15 protein-coding genes and 1 riboswitch are annotated in these 16,284 nt (G+C 44.6%); of the genes, 11 read left to right on the top strand and 4 right to left on the bottom strand.

Annotated elements, in window-relative coordinates:
• Positions 1–32: 32 nt before the first annotated feature.
• Both KNL20_RS12350 and KNL20_RS12345 read right to left on the bottom strand, forming a co-directional pair.
• Positions 33–356, bottom strand: coding sequence for an energy-coupling factor ABC transporter substrate-binding protein (locus KNL20_RS12350; protein ID WP_230398040.1), 324 nt, complete (start codon positions 354–356; stop codon positions 33–35).
• Between the two features lie 3 nt (positions 357–359).
• Complete coding sequence (locus KNL20_RS12345; protein ID WP_230398039.1) at positions 360–1,106, bottom strand: energy-coupling factor ABC transporter permease; 747 nt, start codon at positions 1,104–1,106, stop codon at positions 360–362.
• Positions 1,107–1,262: 156 nt separating this feature from the next.
• A riboswitch (cobalamin riboswitch) is annotated at positions 1,263–1,413 on the bottom strand.
• A gap of 127 nt (positions 1,414–1,540) precedes the next feature.
• Between KNL20_RS12345 and hemA the strand changes: the two genes are divergently transcribed.
• From hemA to KNL20_RS12310, 7 genes are read left to right on the top strand one after another with little or no spacing between them, the layout of a single operon-like run.
• The gene (gene hemA, locus KNL20_RS12340) at positions 1,541–2,770 is read left to right on the top strand and encodes a glutamyl-tRNA reductase (protein ID WP_230398038.1); all 1,230 of its coding nucleotides are present in this window, start codon (positions 1,541–1,543) and stop codon (positions 2,768–2,770) included.
• The gene (locus tag KNL20_RS12335; protein ID WP_230398037.1) at positions 2,760–3,275 is read left to right on the top strand and encodes a precorrin-2 dehydrogenase/sirohydrochlorin ferrochelatase family protein; all 516 of its coding nucleotides are present in this window, start codon (positions 2,760–2,762) and stop codon (positions 3,273–3,275) included. Before hemA ends, KNL20_RS12335 begins: the two co-directional genes overlap by 11 nt.
• Entirely contained in the window at positions 3,220–4,104 is an 885-nt protein-coding gene (gene hemC, locus KNL20_RS12330) for a hydroxymethylbilane synthase (RefSeq protein WP_230398036.1), read from the top strand. Before KNL20_RS12335 ends, hemC begins: the two co-directional genes overlap by 56 nt.
• Positions 4,101–5,630 (top strand): uroporphyrinogen-III C-methyltransferase, encoded by a 1,530-nt coding sequence (gene cobA / locus KNL20_RS12325; protein ID WP_230398035.1) that lies wholly within the window; start codon positions 4,101–4,103, stop codon positions 5,628–5,630. Before hemC ends, cobA begins: the two co-directional genes overlap by 4 nt.
• Positions 5,631–5,638: 8 nt before the next feature.
• Complete coding sequence (gene hemB / locus KNL20_RS12320) at positions 5,639–6,622, top strand: porphobilinogen synthase (RefSeq protein WP_230398034.1); 984 nt, start codon at positions 5,639–5,641, stop codon at positions 6,620–6,622.
• Between the two features lie 30 nt (positions 6,623–6,652).
• Positions 6,653–7,948 (top strand): glutamate-1-semialdehyde 2,1-aminomutase, encoded by a 1,296-nt coding sequence (hemL, locus tag KNL20_RS12315; RefSeq protein ID WP_230398033.1) that lies wholly within the window; start codon positions 6,653–6,655, stop codon positions 7,946–7,948.
• 36 nt (positions 7,949–7,984) lie between these two features.
• Positions 7,985–8,908 carry a 4Fe-4S dicluster domain-containing protein gene (locus tag KNL20_RS12310; RefSeq protein WP_230398032.1) on the top strand — a complete coding sequence of 308 codons (924 nt, stop codon included), beginning with the start codon at positions 7,985–7,987 and terminating at the stop codon, positions 8,906–8,908.
• 77 nt (positions 8,909–8,985) lie between these two features.
• Here KNL20_RS12310 and KNL20_RS12305 read toward each other — a convergent pair whose 3' ends face one another.
• Positions 8,986–9,720: a LytR/AlgR family response regulator transcription factor gene (locus KNL20_RS12305; RefSeq protein ID WP_230398031.1), complete on the bottom strand. Its 735-nt coding sequence runs from the start codon at positions 9,718–9,720 to the stop codon at positions 8,986–8,988.
• A gap of 376 nt (positions 9,721–10,096) precedes the next feature.
• On the opposite strand from KNL20_RS12305, the gene KNL20_RS12300 reads away from it, so the two are divergent.
• The 4 genes from KNL20_RS12300 (at position 10,097) to KNL20_RS12285 (ending at position 14,722) form a co-directional block, all read left to right on the top strand.
• The gene (locus KNL20_RS12300) at positions 10,097–10,600 is read left to right on the top strand and encodes an SLOG family protein (RefSeq protein WP_230398030.1); all 504 of its coding nucleotides are present in this window, start codon (positions 10,097–10,099) and stop codon (positions 10,598–10,600) included.
• A gap of 45 nt (positions 10,601–10,645) precedes the next feature.
• Positions 10,646–11,056 (top strand): RrF2 family transcriptional regulator, encoded by a 411-nt coding sequence (locus tag KNL20_RS12295; protein ID WP_230398029.1) that lies wholly within the window; start codon positions 10,646–10,648, stop codon positions 11,054–11,056.
• Between the two features lie 259 nt (positions 11,057–11,315).
• A complete protein-coding gene (locus KNL20_RS12290; protein ID WP_230398028.1) occupies positions 11,316–13,148 on the top strand; it encodes a cache domain-containing sensor histidine kinase in 1,833 nt (610 codons plus the stop codon).
• A gap of 41 nt (positions 13,149–13,189) precedes the next feature.
• On the top strand, positions 13,190–14,722 hold the full coding sequence (locus tag KNL20_RS12285; protein WP_230398027.1) for a response regulator: 1,533 nt from the start codon (positions 13,190–13,192) through the stop codon (positions 14,720–14,722).
• 115 nt (positions 14,723–14,837) lie between these two features.
• On the opposite strand, the gene KNL20_RS12280 is transcribed toward KNL20_RS12285, so the two are convergent.
• Positions 14,838–16,064: an IS110 family RNA-guided transposase gene (locus KNL20_RS12280; protein ID WP_230398026.1), complete on the bottom strand. Its 1,227-nt coding sequence runs from the start codon at positions 16,062–16,064 to the stop codon at positions 14,838–14,840.
• Positions 16,065–16,284 lie beyond the last annotated feature (220 nt).

The raw sequence follows: 16,284 nt of genomic DNA, 5'->3' as shown, positions 1-16,284 counted from the left end.
TAAGAATCGTAAATTTTTTAAATATCAGCCTGTTACAGATCCTGATCCTCTTTACCCAGTTTTTTGCGCTCAACCAGGCGCCCCATACAGTAAGCCATAATTCCTACGCCAATTCCTGTCTGAACGCAGAAAAACAAACTTTCTACTTCTCCGGGAAGTTCACCGCCTATGGCAGTTTCCAGTATTGGCGTGAACCAGGGTTCATATCCCTTATTGACCTCGGCGACCACCTCACTTCCGGCATCATCAGATCCGCCAAACGCAGCACCTCGAAGAGCAAAGAAAGGAATCAGCGCGATACATATCGCGGCAATTAACAGAAAAACCACAAGACCTGTACGTTTTTTTTCTTTCATGACTTAAGCCTCCTTCATAAAGCCGATTGCTTTTAATTCTTTTTTTGCATAGGTCTCCAGACCGATGATAATCAGTACAGTAATGATTCCTTCCAGAATAGCCAGCGGCACCTGTGTAGGAGCAAAGACAGCCAGGAATTTTACCAAAGAAGCACCGACACCGCCGGACTCAGAGGGATGAGCCAGTGCAAGCTGAAGAGCGGTTACGCAATATGTAAAAAGATCTCCGATGGCGGCAGCCAGAAAGACAGCTACCAGTTTGTTCACCTTTAGTTTCTGACATAATTTATAAATCCCAAAGGATATAAAGGGTCCGGCAATTGCCATCGAGAAGCAGTTAGCGCCCAGTGTGGTAAGGCCGCCGTGTGCCAGAAGAATTGCCTGAAATAACAGTACAATGATTCCTAAAATGCTGACGGAAGCCGGACCGAACAATAATGCGCCAAGGCCCGTACCTGTCATGTGGGAACAGCTGCCGGTAACGGAAGGTATCTTAAGGGAAGAAATCACGAAGATGAATGCTCCGGCCATGGCCAGGATCGTCAGTGATTTTCGATTGGCGTTTAATGTATTTTTGATGGAGAAAAATCCAGCTGCCAGAAAAGGAAGGCAGATGATACCCCATATAATACAATAAACCGGAGGAAGATACCCCTCCATGATGTGCATGGCATTGGCGGCAGGTATGATACCGAAGCTGATTGCCAGTGCAGCAGACAGTGCTACTACTTTTCTTTGTTTCTTACTCATAATTTCTCCTTTCATTCTTGTGCGCACCCATCTCACAGCGTGCAGATATGCACGAAAAAAACGCCTCAACATTGTCATTACAGTATTTATGCAGGGCGCTGACGGCAGGGTGGAAGATTAGCCGTCCTACGTGTCACCATCACTCGCAGTGTTCACGTAAATCTCGTACGATGGGCAGGTCTTCTGGCTTAAGCTCTGATACAGTAACATTGAGCTATCACAGCGGCGTGACCGCGGGGGAATATAACCCCACTTCCCTATTCTCCTGTGGAATGAATCACAGGCACCTCATCGCATTCAATTGTATAAAAATTATAAGGCTTTGCCATTAAAAAGTCAACGTTTTGGACAGCTTTTATTATGACGGCTTAAAAATGTTTAAAAATAGATTTAATTGTGCTATGATAGGGAAGTAAGTTTTGGAGGTACTTAAGATGAGTGTGCATATGGTCGGAATTGACTATCATCTGGCGGATGTGGATATACGTGCAGTTTTTTCATTTACAAAAAAAAATGCCGGTGAGGCCATGGAACTGCTGCGTAAAAAGCCAGGCATCCGGGGAAGCGTTATCTTATCCACCTGTAACCGCATGGAATTGTGGGTAAGTGTGGATGATGCATATGAAGGCTCTCTGCCGGATGAATTATGTGAGTTAAAGGGGGTATCCCGGTCGGAATATTCGCCTTATTTTGTGGAACGAAGTGGAAGAGATGCCGTGATGCATCTGTTTCGTCTGACCTGTGGTCTGGAATCCATGATTCTGGCGGAAGATCAGATCATCACGCAGGTGAAGGATGCCTTATCCCTTGCAAGAGAGAACTACAGTACGGATAATGTACTTGAAGTTCTTTTTCGTAAAGCGGTAACAGCAGCTAAAAAGGTAAAAACAGAGGTTGTGTTCACGCATGCCAGTGCCACAGCCGTAGACCGTGCCATAGAGATGCTGCGTGCTGAAAGGTTTGACCTGATGGGAAAAGTCTGTATGGTGATAGGAAATGGAGAGATGGGTAAGCTGGCCGCATTGGCCCTGGCCGGATGCGGAGCAGATGTAACAGTTACCGTTCGTCAATACCGAAGCGGAGTGGTGAATATCCCGGTGGGATGCAAAAGAATTAATTATGGTGAACGGATGAAACTTCTTCCCAGCTGTGATTTAGTCATCAGTGCTACCTCCAGCCCCAACTATACCATTCGTCGTGAATTATTTACAAAAGACGTGGTGATAGACCATCCTGTTTATCTGATAGACCTGGCTGTGCCCAGGGATATTGACCCTTGGGTGGGCGGATTAGAGCATATCACTCTCTATGATATAGATACATTTAAAATGAACGCACAGGAAGCAAATGCAGGAGCGCTCATACAGGCGGAGAAAATATTAGATTCCGAAATTGAGGATTTCTACAGCTGGTATGACTGCCGGGATTTGATCCCCAGAATCCAGGAGGTTCAGACAGAAACCGTTACGGATTTGAATTTGAGACTTCAGCGTATTATCCGGAAACTGCCGCTGGCGGAAGAGGAACAGAGGCTTTTGATTGAGAACATCGATGCTGCAGCCGGCAAGGTGGTGGGAAAGATGATGTATGGACTCAGGGACTATCTGGATGGCTCCAAATTCAGAGAGTGTCTGGATGGACTGGAGAAACTGTATGATGAATAAACATGGATACTTTCCGTTGTTCCTGGACATCAGTGATAAGAGAATCCTGGTGGTGGGAGCAGGAGCCATCGCTCTTAGAAGAATTAAAACATTGCTTCTTTTCACAGATAAAATAGAAGTGGCGGCCAAGGCAATTCACCCTGAAATTACAATGCTGTCAGAAGCACATAGGCTTCAATTTGTGGGAAACAGATATGAAGATGGAATGCTGGAGGGGGTCTTTATGGTTCTGGCCTGTACAGATGACAGGGAACTGAACAGCCGCATCTGTTCCAGGGCACATGAACAGGGGATTCTGGCTAATAATTGCAGCAGCAGGGAAGCGTGTGATTTCTTCTTCCCCTCGGTGATCAGGCAGGAAGAACTGGTAATCGGCATCAATGCCGGCGGAAATGATCATAAAAAAGTAAAAGAGACAAGAAAAAAAATTGAGCAGATTATGGGAGGCAATGATGCGGATTATAATCGGAACCAGGGAGAGCCTTCTGGCACTGATACAAAGTGAGATTATAAAGGAATATATCGAAACGCAGCGGCAGGATGCCGAAGTTACACTTTTGAAGATGAAGACAACAGGAGATAAGATTCTGGATCGTACACTGGATAAAGTGGGAGGCAAGGGGCTGTTTGTGAAAGAGCTGGACAGGGCACTTCTGGAAAAAAGAAGTGATTTGTCTGTACATAGTTTAAAGGATCTGCCAATGGAGGTAAGCGAAGAACTTCCGGTTCTGGCTTATTCGAAAAGAGAAGATCCAAGAGATGTACTGGTGCTTCCCAAAGGAGCTTCAGAATTGGACTTTTCGAAGGCAATAGGTTCTTCCAGCAAGAGACGTGTATTACAGTTGAAGAAACTGTATCCGGAAGCTGAATTTGCCAGCGTACGCGGAAATATCCAGACCAGACTTAAAAAGCTGGATTCAGGTGAATACAGTGGCCTGATTCTGGCCGCAGCAGGATTAAAGCGGTTGGGATTGGAAAGCCGGATCAGCCGGTATTTTGAACCGGAAGAGGTTATCCCTTCCGCAGGACAGGGGATTCTGGCCGTTCAGGGACGGGCAGGAGAGGATTATGAGTATCTGAATGGCTATTCTGATGAGGGGAGCACTTATGCGGCAATTTGCGAGCGGGCTTTTGTACGGGAATTAGACGGAGGATGTTCCTCACCGATTGCTGCATTTGCCAGAATACAGGATGGGCAGATCAGTCTGACGGGATTATACTGTGAAGAGGATTCAGATATCTTCCGTAAGGGTGAGAAGCGTGGTCCGGTGGGAGAAGCAAAAAGCCTGGGGGTTGCCTTGGCACAAGAGTTGAAGAGAGGTAGTGGGCTATGAACACAGGTAAGGTCTGGCTGGTTGGTGCAGGTCCCGGGGATGCGGGTCTCCTGACCAGAAAAGCAGAAAAAGTACTGAAACAGGCAGAAGTGGTGGTATATGACAGGCTGGTTGGTGACGGGGTGCTTGCTATGATCCCAAAGACTGCCAGAACCATAGATGTTGGTAAAAATGCAGGAAATCATACGAAAAAGCAGGAGGAAATTAATCAGATTCTTCTGGAAGAAGCCGGAAAAGGATACCGGGTCGTCCGGCTGAAGGGTGGAGATCCCTTTCTTTTCGGAAGAGGAGGAGAGGAGCTGGAGCTTCTTGTGCAGCAGGGGATTCCCTTTGAGGTCGTTCCGGGGGTAACCTCTCCGATTGCTGTGCCTGCATACAATGGAATACCGGTGACCCACAGGGATTTTTGTTCCTCTCTGCACATTATCACCGGACATAAAAAAGCCGGAGATGACTACGATATTGATTTTGAAGCACTCGTGAGGACAAAGGGAACACTGGTATTTCTGATGGGAGTTTCGGCACTTGCGGATATCTGCCAAAGTCTGACTGAAGCAGGGATGGAGCCTGGAATGCCGGCGGCTGTCTTGCAGCAGGGAACCACTGCCGGGCAAAAGCGGATTGTTGCTACAGTTTCTACCCTGCCCGATGAGGTGGAGCGCCAGGGGATTGAGACTCCTGCAATCATTGTGGTGGGAAAGGTCTGTACCCTTGCCAAAGAGTTTGAATGGTATGAAAAACTTCCATTGTCCGGATTTAAAGTAGTGATTACCCGTCCCAAAGATCTGAATTCCCAATCTGCCGAAAAATTACGCCGGAAGGGTGCAGAGGTATTGGAACTTCCGGCCATAGAGACAAAAGTTATTGAAGAGAATAAAAAGCTGGAAAATTGCCTGAAAAATCTGGATGATTATCAGTGGATTGCATTCACAAGTCCGACAGGTGTTCGCATCTTCTTTGAACAGATGCAGATATTTCACTGCGATATCAGGAATTTGATGGGATGTAAGTTTGCAGCGGTGGGGAAAGGTACTTGTAATGTTCTGCAGCAACATGGGATTTATGCCGACTTGGTTCCGGAGATTTATGATGGGGCCTCCCTTGGCATGGCACTCGCAGAGAACTGTTCCCCGAAAGACAGAATTTTACTTCCGAGGGCCTGTGGCGGAAACATGCAGATACTTGAGGAAATCAGAAAAGGGCCGGATCTTGTGGTAGACGATGTGCCGACCTATACCACGATTTACGAACGGGCAGAATATCTCGATGAGCAGAAGCTGTTTGAGAAGGGTAAGATTGACTGTGCAGTATTCACCAGCGCAGGGGCGGTAAAAGGGTTTGCAGAAGCCACCAAAGGATTGGACTACAGCCTGGTGACGGCTGCCTGTATCGGAAAGCAGACAAAAGCAGCAGCAGATATCTGTGGCATGAAAACCTATATGGCAAAAGAGGCCACGATGGACAGCCTGGTGGACCTGGTGATTGAGATGAAAGAAAAAAAGGTGCAGGAGCAGGAAAGGAAGTAACGAGAGTTATGGATCAAATCGTGAGACCACGCCGCCTGCGTGGTGGAGAAACCATCCGGAAGATGGTAAGAGAGACAAGAATGGACAAGTCTTCACTGATTTATCCTATGTTTGTAATAGATGGAGTTAATATTGAAGAAGAGATTCCTTCTATGGAAGGTCAGTACCGCTACAGCGTTGACCGGATGTGCTGCGAACTGGAACGGCTGGTGGAAGCAGGGGTGGGCAGTGTTATGCTGTTCGGTATTCCGGCTGAAAAGGATGAGACGGGTAGTCAGGCATATGCAAAAGACGGTATCGTACAGAGAGCACTTCGTGAGGCGAAAGCCAGATTTCCCGAACTATATTATATTACAGATGTCTGTATGTGTGAATATACCTCCCACGGACATTGTGGAATATTGAAGGGGCATGATGTGGAAAATGATCAGACGCTTGCGTATTTAAGCAGGATTGCCCTGTCCCATGTGGAAGCAGGGGCAGATATGGTGGCACCTTCCGATATGATGGATGGGCGGGTACAGGCAATCCGCCGGGAATTGGATGGCAGCGGATTCAAAGAGATTCCAATCATGTCATATGCGGTCAAATATGCATCTGCATTTTACGGCCCCTTTCGGGATGCTGCAGGTTCCGCCCCCGCCTTCGGGGATCGTAAAAGCTATCAGATGGACTTCCACAACAGTAGAGAGGGCATCAGGGAAGCTCTTCTGGATGTGAAGGAAGGTGCCGATATCATTATGGTAAAGCCGGCACTATCTTATCTGGATATGGTTACAAAAGTACGGGATCATGTACAGGTACCGGTTGCTGCGTACAGCGTCAGCGGAGAGTATGCCATGGTAAAAGCAGCTGCCGCAAAAGGCTGGATAGAAGAAGAACGAATCATGTGTGAGATGGCGGTTTCCACATACCGTGCCGGTGCCGGGATTTATCTGACCTATTATGCAAAAGAGCTGGCAAAATGTATGGATGAAGGAAAAATCGGGTGAATTACCGGTATATAAAGGAAGGAGACTCAGATGAAAACACGATCGGAACGTCTGTTTCAGGAAGCAGTGAACTATATTCCCGGAGGAGTGAACTCACCGGTCCGGGCCTACCGGGCTGTGGGGATGACCCCAAGATTTATGCAGGGTGCTACGGGACCCTATATCTTTGATGTGGATGGCAGCAAATATATCGATTATATATGCTCCTGGGGTCCTATGATTTTGGGGCATAATAATCAGGAAGTGCTGAAACGTGTAATAGAGGCATGTGAATATGGACTAAGCCTCGGCACAGCCACTGAGATTGAGGTAAAGATTGCAAAGTTTATCTGCACCAATATTCCCCATGTGGAGATGATCCGAATGGTAAATTCCGGTACGGAAGCTGTGATGAGTGCGGTACGGGTTGCCAGAGGATTTACCGGAAGGGATAAGATTATAAAATTTGCCGGCTGTTACCATGGGCACAGCGATGCCATGCTGGTGAGTGCGGGATCGGGGGTTATGACAGCAGGAGTTCCGGACAGTCTGGGCGTGACCCGTGGTGCAACGGCGGATACACTTACTGCAGCGTATAATGACCTGAAAAGCGTGGAGGAACTTTTGGAAGCCAATAAAGGCCAGGTGGCCGCTATTATCGTAGAACCCGTCGCAGCCAATATGGGTGTGGTACTCCCGAAGCCGGAATTTTTAGAAGGACTTAGAAAGTTATGTGATGAATCCGGTGCCCTTCTGATTTTTGACGAGGTAATCACAGGATTTCGCCTGGCGTTCGGCGGAGCCGCAGAATACTACCAGGTCAAACCGGATCTTGTGACCTATGGAAAAATTATCGGAGGAGGTATGCCGGTAGGCGCCTATGGCGGCAGAAAAGATGTGATGTGTATGGTTGCACCTGCAGGAAAAGTCTATCAGGCGGGAACCTTGAGCGGAAATCCGGTTGCGATGGCAGCCGGTATGACACAGCTTACACTTTTACATGCCAATAAGGATAAATATAAGGAGCTGGATCGCCTTGGTGTTAAGCTTTATGGAACGATGGAAGAACTTTTGTATCAGTATGATAAACCCTGGCATATGAACTATATTGGTTCTCTGGGCAGCCTGTTCTTTACTCCGGAGACAGTAACGGATTATATGACCGCAAAAACCGCAGATACAGAGGCATTTTCAAGGTATTTCGCTTATATGCTGAATCATGGTGTACATCTGGCCTCTTCACAATTCGAGGCCATGTTCCTGTCCTGTATGCACACAGATGAAATCATAGATGAAACGCTGAATATATTCGAAAACTATTTGAAAAATCAGGGAACAGATAAATAAAATATGGGAATTCAATAACGAATATGGAGGATAGATATGGCTGCACGAACAGTAAGCGCCCGGGACGAAAAGCGCGTGAAGGGAATGGGATTTTTAAACAACAAAGGAACCGACAATTTCTCCGGACGTGTAATTACGGTTAATGGGAAAATTACGGCAAAACAATTACAGGTTATCAGTGAGGCCGCCGAGAAATTTGGCAATGGTGTTGTCACATTTACCACCCGTCTGACGGTGGAGGTGCAAGGAATCCCTTATGAGAAGATTGAAGACTTCCAGGCATATATCGGAAAAGCAGGCATGGTCACGGGCGGTACCGGCTCTAAGGTACGTCCGGTGGTAAGCTGTAAGGGAACCACCTGCCGTTTTGGACTGATTGATACGTTTGCACTTTCTGAAGAAATCCATCATCGGTTCTATGAAGGCTACCATGATGTAAAGCTTCCCCATAAGTTTAAGATTGCGGTGGGAGGGTGTCCCAATAATTGTGTAAAACCGGATTTGAACGATGTGGGAATCATCGGACAACGAATCCCGGATTTTGAAAAAGATTTATGTAAAGGCTGTAAAAAGTGTCTTGTTGAGGAAGTCTGTCCTGTGAATGCTGCCAGTGTTGTGGATGGGGTTCTGGAAATCAATGAAGAGAGATGTATTCACTGTGGCCGCTGTGTAGGCAGCTGCCGTTTTGATTCCATCAAAACAGGGAAGCAAGGATATAAAATCTATATTGGCGGCCGCTGGGGTAAACAGGTTTCCAAAGGACGTGAATTATCCAGAGTATTTTTTGATAAGGAAGAGGCACTCAGCGCGATTGAGAAGGTGATACTTTTCTACTGTGAGCAGGGAATAGAAGGTGAGCGCTTCGCACAGACAATCAGCCGGCTGGGATTTGAGAATGTAGAGACACAAATCTTTTCTGATGATATTTTAACCAGAAAAGAAAAGATTATTGCGGATTAATACAAAAGGCTCTCTTCTGCCGCACGGTTCAGCATGTCCGGCAGAAGAGAGCTATATTTATGAACTGTTTTTCCCGTCTAAAAGAATGTACTGTTGAGTTCAACGTAGTTTCGAAAAGCTTTTTTGGCATTTTCCTCATAGGTGACCCCTATGGGAATTATTTTTCCTGTCTTAAGTATCACTTCACGGCGTCTGAATTCTGAAATATACTGGAGGTTAACGATATAAGAACGGTGCATGCGAACAAACCCTTTTCCCTGCAGCTGTTTGCTCAGCTCTTTCAATGTGCTCCAGTATTCAAATTTTTCTCCTTTGCCATAGTGTACGGTTATGACCCCCTTCCAGATTACAAAATGAGAAATATCCTTAAGCGGTATGACCTTACGTCCTGAAATTGTTGTGTATATGAATTTATCCGATGTTGTTACGGAAGACAACTTTACAGCACGCAAAAAAATCTCTTCAAATTTCTCGTTGCTTGTCTCGTATTTTCGAAGATAATGCAGAGGATGCACATCGAATGCATCAAACACATACTCCTCACTGGTGCTTAAGAAGATAATTTCAGCTTTGCATCCGAGATCTCTCAGTTTTCTGGCAACTTCCATGCCATCCAGATTTTCCATCAATATATCAAGATAAATAATATCAGGTAAACATGAGTTATCCGATAAATGAAAAACCAGGGATTCGCCACTGTAGAAGGCGGAAAGAGAAATCTCAATCTGATACTTATCGGCAATTTGCTTAATCAGCTTGCTATATTTTTCTACAGTTTCACTATCATCGTCACACAGGAATACTGTTATCAATCGAAGGCCCCCTTTATGAATATTCTATCTCTTGAAAAAACAGTATAAATTGAAATCGTCGAAATTTGAAAGGAATCTGCTCAATGATAAAGAAAATCAGCTTAATAGTACAAATATAATGATCTATCTTTTCCGTAATTACCAGGATTTATTCTGCAGCGCCAGATATAAGGAGAACAGTTGGGCGGGGTTTTGTACAATTGGGCGAATAAATTGACCTATTGAGCAGATAGTTGAGCAGATTATTTTAAGTTTCTTTTATACTAATCATTAGAAACTTAAAAAGTGTAATACCTGGAAGAAGATTTATACTTACAGCGGGAGAGGGGGTTTAAAAATACTGGATAAATTAAATAGTCTGATAGACAGAATCAATGTGGAAAAGACAGCAGCATTTATCGGTCCAAGGGTTCAGAAGTTTCAGTTTGGAAGTGATGAGAAGCATCCGGATTGTATCCAGATAAAAAAAGACTTACAGGAAACGGTAATCTCACTCTATCAAAATACGGGTACCTATCAGTTTCTTTGTGGTACCAGCTTTGGCTTTGAAATTTGGGCCGCAGAAATTCTGGTGGGTCTTAAGGAAGAATACCTTGAGATGGAACTCCACTGTATTGAGCCATATGCAGGTCATACAGAGAACTGGAGCATCCCGAGAAAAGAGCGGTATGCATATATTTTACAGAATGCGACCGGTATGTACCAACTTGGCGTTGATAAGCACTATGTTTCCTGCTATAAGGAACAAAAGGAATTTCTTATTGAACATGCGGATACGATCATTTCTGTATCGGGGCGGCATATCAAGCCAGGAGGAGGATCGGCACAGATTATCAATTTGGCCAGGGAAAAGGGAAAACGTACCATCTTTGTTACATAAGACAAACGAAAAACGAATATATATTCGTAGTGAGAGGTTAAACATATGAAATTGCAAAACACAACAGATTATGGCATTCGTGTCATGTGTATCCTTTATAACAAAAATTCATTGACAATAGCTGCTGAAATTGCGGACGAGCTCTGTATTTCATACGGATATCTGCTCAAGGTGCTGGGATGCTTAAAAGAGGGAGGTATGATTGAAGCCGTACATGGGCGTCTGGGAGGCTACCGGATTGCTGAGAACATGCGGAATGCTACCCTCTATGATATTATCCAGGTGATGGAAGGCAAGATTAAGCTAAACACCTGTCTGAATGATGAAAATTACTGCAGCCAGGAGACAAAAAAGAAATGTTCTGTTCATGCTGTATTGGAATCCACACAGAAGAAACTGGCCAGTACGCTGAATGAGGTGACACTGTCCCAGCTGGCCGGAGCCGCTGGAAATTAAAAATGCAATGAAAGCCGTAGTCCTTAAAAGCTAAGGAATATACGGCTTTTTTGCTGCAGTCAGACGAAACTGCGCCTGTGGTTGAAATGCAGAGCTCCTGGTTTTAATTGACTATGATTATACACAGTGTTATAGTAGCAATACAGAAAACCTGCCACTGGCAGCTTTTCTTGCATACTTTGCTATAAAAAAGAAGAAGCTGTTATACATATCCTGTGTAACGGCTTTTTCTGCAAAATGCCGGGCGAAGGGGAAAGCTATGAAACGAAAAGTGTTTACGGACAGGTTTTGGAAGAGATTCCGGAATCTGCCGATTGCAAAGAAAATCCTGGTATGGCTGCTGCTTCTGATTATTTTGCCCAATCTCCTCATTGAGATAGTTGCCTATCAGCTGAATGTGGCCACCATCCGGAACCAGACCGGGGACCTGATACGGGCAAATCTGGAACTTACGACCAGCAACGTGGAGAATTTTTTTGTATCCTGTGACAGCCTGATACAGAGAATCTATACGGATACCTCTTACATTGAGAATCTGGAGCCTGTGAATCTCTGGGATGACAGCAGGTATGATGCAGCTAAGTATACGATTAATGAAAAGCTTCGGGAAATCATGTATATCAACGAGGAGATTTTAGGGATAGCAATTGCAGGCAAGAATGGTGACCTTTTATTTTATGACAACATATCAAATTCGAGTTCCAGAAGTTTTTGCTTTGATGACCCTGATATAGCCAACAGCGATCTGGTTTTGGAGGCATGGGAGAAGAAGGGGACAATTTACTCCAGGACATATCACAAGATGCGTTCAGAGTATGGAGATAAGGATTATTTCTACATTGCTCATCAGCTTACAGATTTTAACAATTACCGGAAGGGACCGGTGGGAGTTCTGATTCTATGTGTTGACGAGGATGCGCTGAAGCAGATTTATCATGCGGAGGATACTGCATATAGTACTACCTTTATTGTAAACAAATACGGGGACATTATTTCATTTCCGGAGCGTACCAGTATCGGAGATAATATCTTTGGCGGAAATAGGACACAGCCGGCAGATGAAGCATCCCTTAAGGAAGCAGCTGTTTCATATATAGGGAATATAGAGACATTGAATCCCGGAAATATGGTCATAAATATGGAAGGCATCGTAGATCGGGAATTCTATGTTGTGAATGTCCAGAATATGAAATATGCACTGAAAAACGCCAATTTTATTACTGCCGTCATTATTCTCATAGGATTGTTCACTGTGATTATATGTATCCTGATTTCTATCCGGTTTTCGGAAGATACAGACCGGTCAGTTAAGCGTATCTTAAAAGGTATGGATGCGGCCAATAAAGGTGACCGCAAGGTGAGAATTCAGACAGAGGGACAGGACGAATTTTCGCGGATATCCAATCATTTTAATCTGATGATGGATGAAATTACAGCTTCCGAGGCACAGGAAAAGGAGGCTCTGATCAGAGAAAAGCATGCGGAAATAAAATCCCTGGAAGCGCAGATTAATCCTCATTTTCTGTATAACACACTGGATACAATCAATTGGGTGGCAATTGGGCAGAAGGAGTATACCATCAGCAAAATGCTCACCAGTCTTGCCGGAATTCTGCGGTACAGCATCCATAAAAGTAATGAGGTGGTCAGGATTTCGGATGAGCTGGAATATTTAAAGACCTATATCTATCTGCAGCAGCAGCGTTTTGAATATAGCTTTATCTGCACAATCGAGGCAGAAGAGGACATCCAAAGCTGTAAAATCCATAAGCTTTTGATTCAGCCGCTGCTGGAGAATGTACTCATCCATGCATTTCCGGGACCTACAGGCGAGGATGAGGTCAACATCTGCATCCGGGAGGTGGATGAGGAATATATTCAGATTACAGTTAAAGATAATGGGGTCGGGATGGATGCGTCTCTGGTTGAACTGTTTAATCAGCTGGATTACCGGAAGGAGCGGATCGAGTCGAGTATCGGAGTTCGTAATGTGATAACCAGAATCAAGCTGTATTATGGAGAAAAGGGATATTTTCACGTGGCATCGGATGCACACGGAACTTGTACCGAGCTTCGGATTCCATATGAATAGAGAAGAAATGTGAACGAAGAGAATGTAGAGGAGGATAAAATATGCGTATCGTTGTAGTGGAGGATGAGCCAAAAACCCGGGAAGGCCTGCTGAATATCATAAAAGAATACACGGATTATGAGATTGCAGGTGTATGCCAGGATGGAGCAGAAGGACTGGAAACAATCCGCAAATATGAGCCGGATCTTGTGATTACGGATATTAAGATGCCCCGTATGGACGGGCTTAAGATGTTGGAGAAACTCAGGGAGGATCATATTGAGGTTCCGGTCATTCTGCTGACCGGATATTCAGACTTTGAATATGCAAGGAGAGCTCTTCAGCTCCGGGTGGTGGAATACGCATTGAAGCCATTAGATGTGGATGAATTCATGAAAACCCTTCAGGAAACAGAAATTCGGATTGAGAAGAAAAAAATAGAAAAGATTACTGCCGACCAGATGATCTGGAGCTACCTGTCTGAGCCTGAGGATTCATCCGGTCAGATGATGGAGCTTTTGAAGGAGACCCTCAAAATCAATGAAAGGATTCAAACCACATTATTTCTGATCAGACCCTGCAGCATGGCGACAGAGACACTTCAGGAGATGATACGCAGCACCCAGGAAAGAATGGATATTTTATGTATGGAGAACTATCATATTTTCCAGATTCCGCAGGAATCCGGATACTGTGTCATGATTGTGGACACTGAAAAAAATCATAATCTGAAACAAATATTTGAAAAACGGATATTTAAAGAACTTTGCAAGGAGTCTCCCGCAAGATGCAGCATGGCGGCTGCCATGGGGCTGGAAGGCTTCCGGGGAATAATAGCCAAGCTTCAGACGCTGTTAAAGCACACATTTTCTCTGCCTGTTGGAACGGTTATTGACAGTGAGCTGGCAGAAAACGTGGTATATCAGAAGTTAGAGTATCCGGATTATCTGGAGCAGCAGATTATCCGGAATATCAGAAATGGCAGCAGGGAAAAGATTGCGGAGGATGGAGAAAAATTCCGGCTGAAGGTGATAGAAAGTGAAGGATGTCCGGAATGTATACATGAGTATACGCTGCGGTTTGCAGCTGCAATTCTGCGTGTGGCCGGGGAAATAAAAGGAGATTTGGGGCAGGAGACAGGCATCCCTTATATTATGAATGGAATTGCCTCCAGTGAAACCAGGGATGAGATGAGCTATCAGCTTGAGAAAATCATCCATGCGGTTGCAAAAGAAGAAAATGACTTTGTTATAACAGAAAATGGCATGATATTGAATGTGCTTAACTTTATCCGGGAGAATTACGGACATGATATTACGTTAAGCGATGCGGCTTCCTGCTGCGGCGTGACGCCTGAATATCTTTCCAGAATATTTTCCCACGAAATGGGGGTGAATTTTACTGCATTTTTACAGAATTTCAGGGTGAGTATGGCGAAACAGCTGCTCTATACAGGGAATCATAAAGTGTATGAGGTGGCTGAGGCAGTGGGATTTCACGATCAAAAGTATTTTACCAAGGTATTTAAAAAGCTTTGCGGCGTAACGCCGGCAGAATACAAAAAGTCCAGCGGTGTGATGTCAAGTGGGAAATGAAATAAAATCATATATTTTTGACCTATTTCTCAAAAAACAAAAAAAGTCCACCTAAGCCCTGTCGACCAAGTTAAAAAAATGAGCAGGGCCTACCCTAATCAGCAGATAGATCGCTCTATTCTGCTGGGCGATATAGGCGGTTGTCTTTCAGTAGCGTAAAGACTAACCGCACAAATTTACGGGCAGTTAATGCGAGTGCACGTTTGTGTTGATATCTGTTCACCTCTTTGTACTTTTGGTGATAAAAAGCTTTGTACTCCTTGTCGCATCTTACAAGAGAGAATGCAGCTTCACACAGATAATACTTTAAAAATCGGTTACCAGACCTGATGAGCCTTGTGTTTTGTGCTTCAAAATCACCAGACTGGTGCTGAGTCCAGGCAAGACCTGCATATTTCGCAAGCTGCGCCTGATTTTCAAAACGGTTGATATCTCCAATCTCTGCCATGATACCGGCAGAATAAACGGGACCGATTCCAGGTATAGATATCAATACGTTTTGAAGGAGTTCCATTTGAGCAGAGATTGCTTTATCGAACTCTTTGATTTGCGCTTCCAATGCCTTTATGGAGGTTATGGATATGGAAAGTACCTGATTTACAGAGTCATTTACCGTCTTGGGTAAACGGTAGGAACTCCGGGCAGCTTTCTGAATGGCTTTGGCTACCGCATCGGGATCTGGAAAGCGGTTCTTTCCTTTTTCCATGATAAAAGCGGTCAGTTCATGTAAGTCCATATATGCCAGTGCTTCTGCGGATTCAAATTCATCGTAGACAGCAAGGGCGGTCGTACTGAAGGTATCTGAAAATACCTTCTCCTGTGTCATGGTTGAATACTTCTTAAACAGCACATTCATAAACCGTTGCTTTTCTTTGATGAGGTTGCAGACGGTAAAGTATCGTGCGCGTGTGAGGTTTTGGAGAGCTTTGTAGTGATAATCTCCTATGTATACCTCTTTGTTGATTCTTCCAAAACGCAGGCAGTCAGCAATGACAAAAGAGTCCACATAATCATTCTTTGGCAGGTCATTATAAGCATCCTTAAACTTTTTAACCTGCTTGGGGTTGAGGACATGAATCTTTCTGTTAAAGGATGCAAGAGATGCATCTTCCCTTAAGAAATACACGAGATTGTCACCATAGACAGATGTTGATTCGAGACCTATGAGGACGGTGTCAAGGGACTGAGAATTTAAAGCAGAACAGATTCTTTTTACCAACTGAACAGAACCATCCTGTGAGTTAGCAACTGAGAAGTTACTATGTTTGTTACCATCAGGCAGCATAAAATAAACGACATTGGATTTGCTGCTTACATCAATTCCGACGTAAAGTGGGTTCATAAAATCACCTTCTTTCGTAGTAAGATTTCAGTGTTCAATCGGCTTGGTAAAACCCATGATCATGGAGCATCGACACCCTCGCATATAAGAATCCAGCTTAAGATGGACAGATGCGAAACCACACTGCCAGATGGTCGTCCATGTACTTAAGCAAACAGCCAGCCGGTTTGAAGCTAACTTCCATGTCAGGGGAACAGACTTATTATGAAGCAACCATTAC

Source organism: Novisyntrophococcus fermenticellae, from assembly GCF_018866245.1.
In the GTDB taxonomy this organism is placed as follows: domain Bacteria; phylum Bacillota; class Clostridia; order Lachnospirales; family Lachnospiraceae; genus Novisyntrophococcus; species Novisyntrophococcus fermenticellae.
The sequence above is the reverse complement of the archived record's forward strand: the minus strand, read 5'-3'. Positions and strand labels throughout refer to the sequence as shown.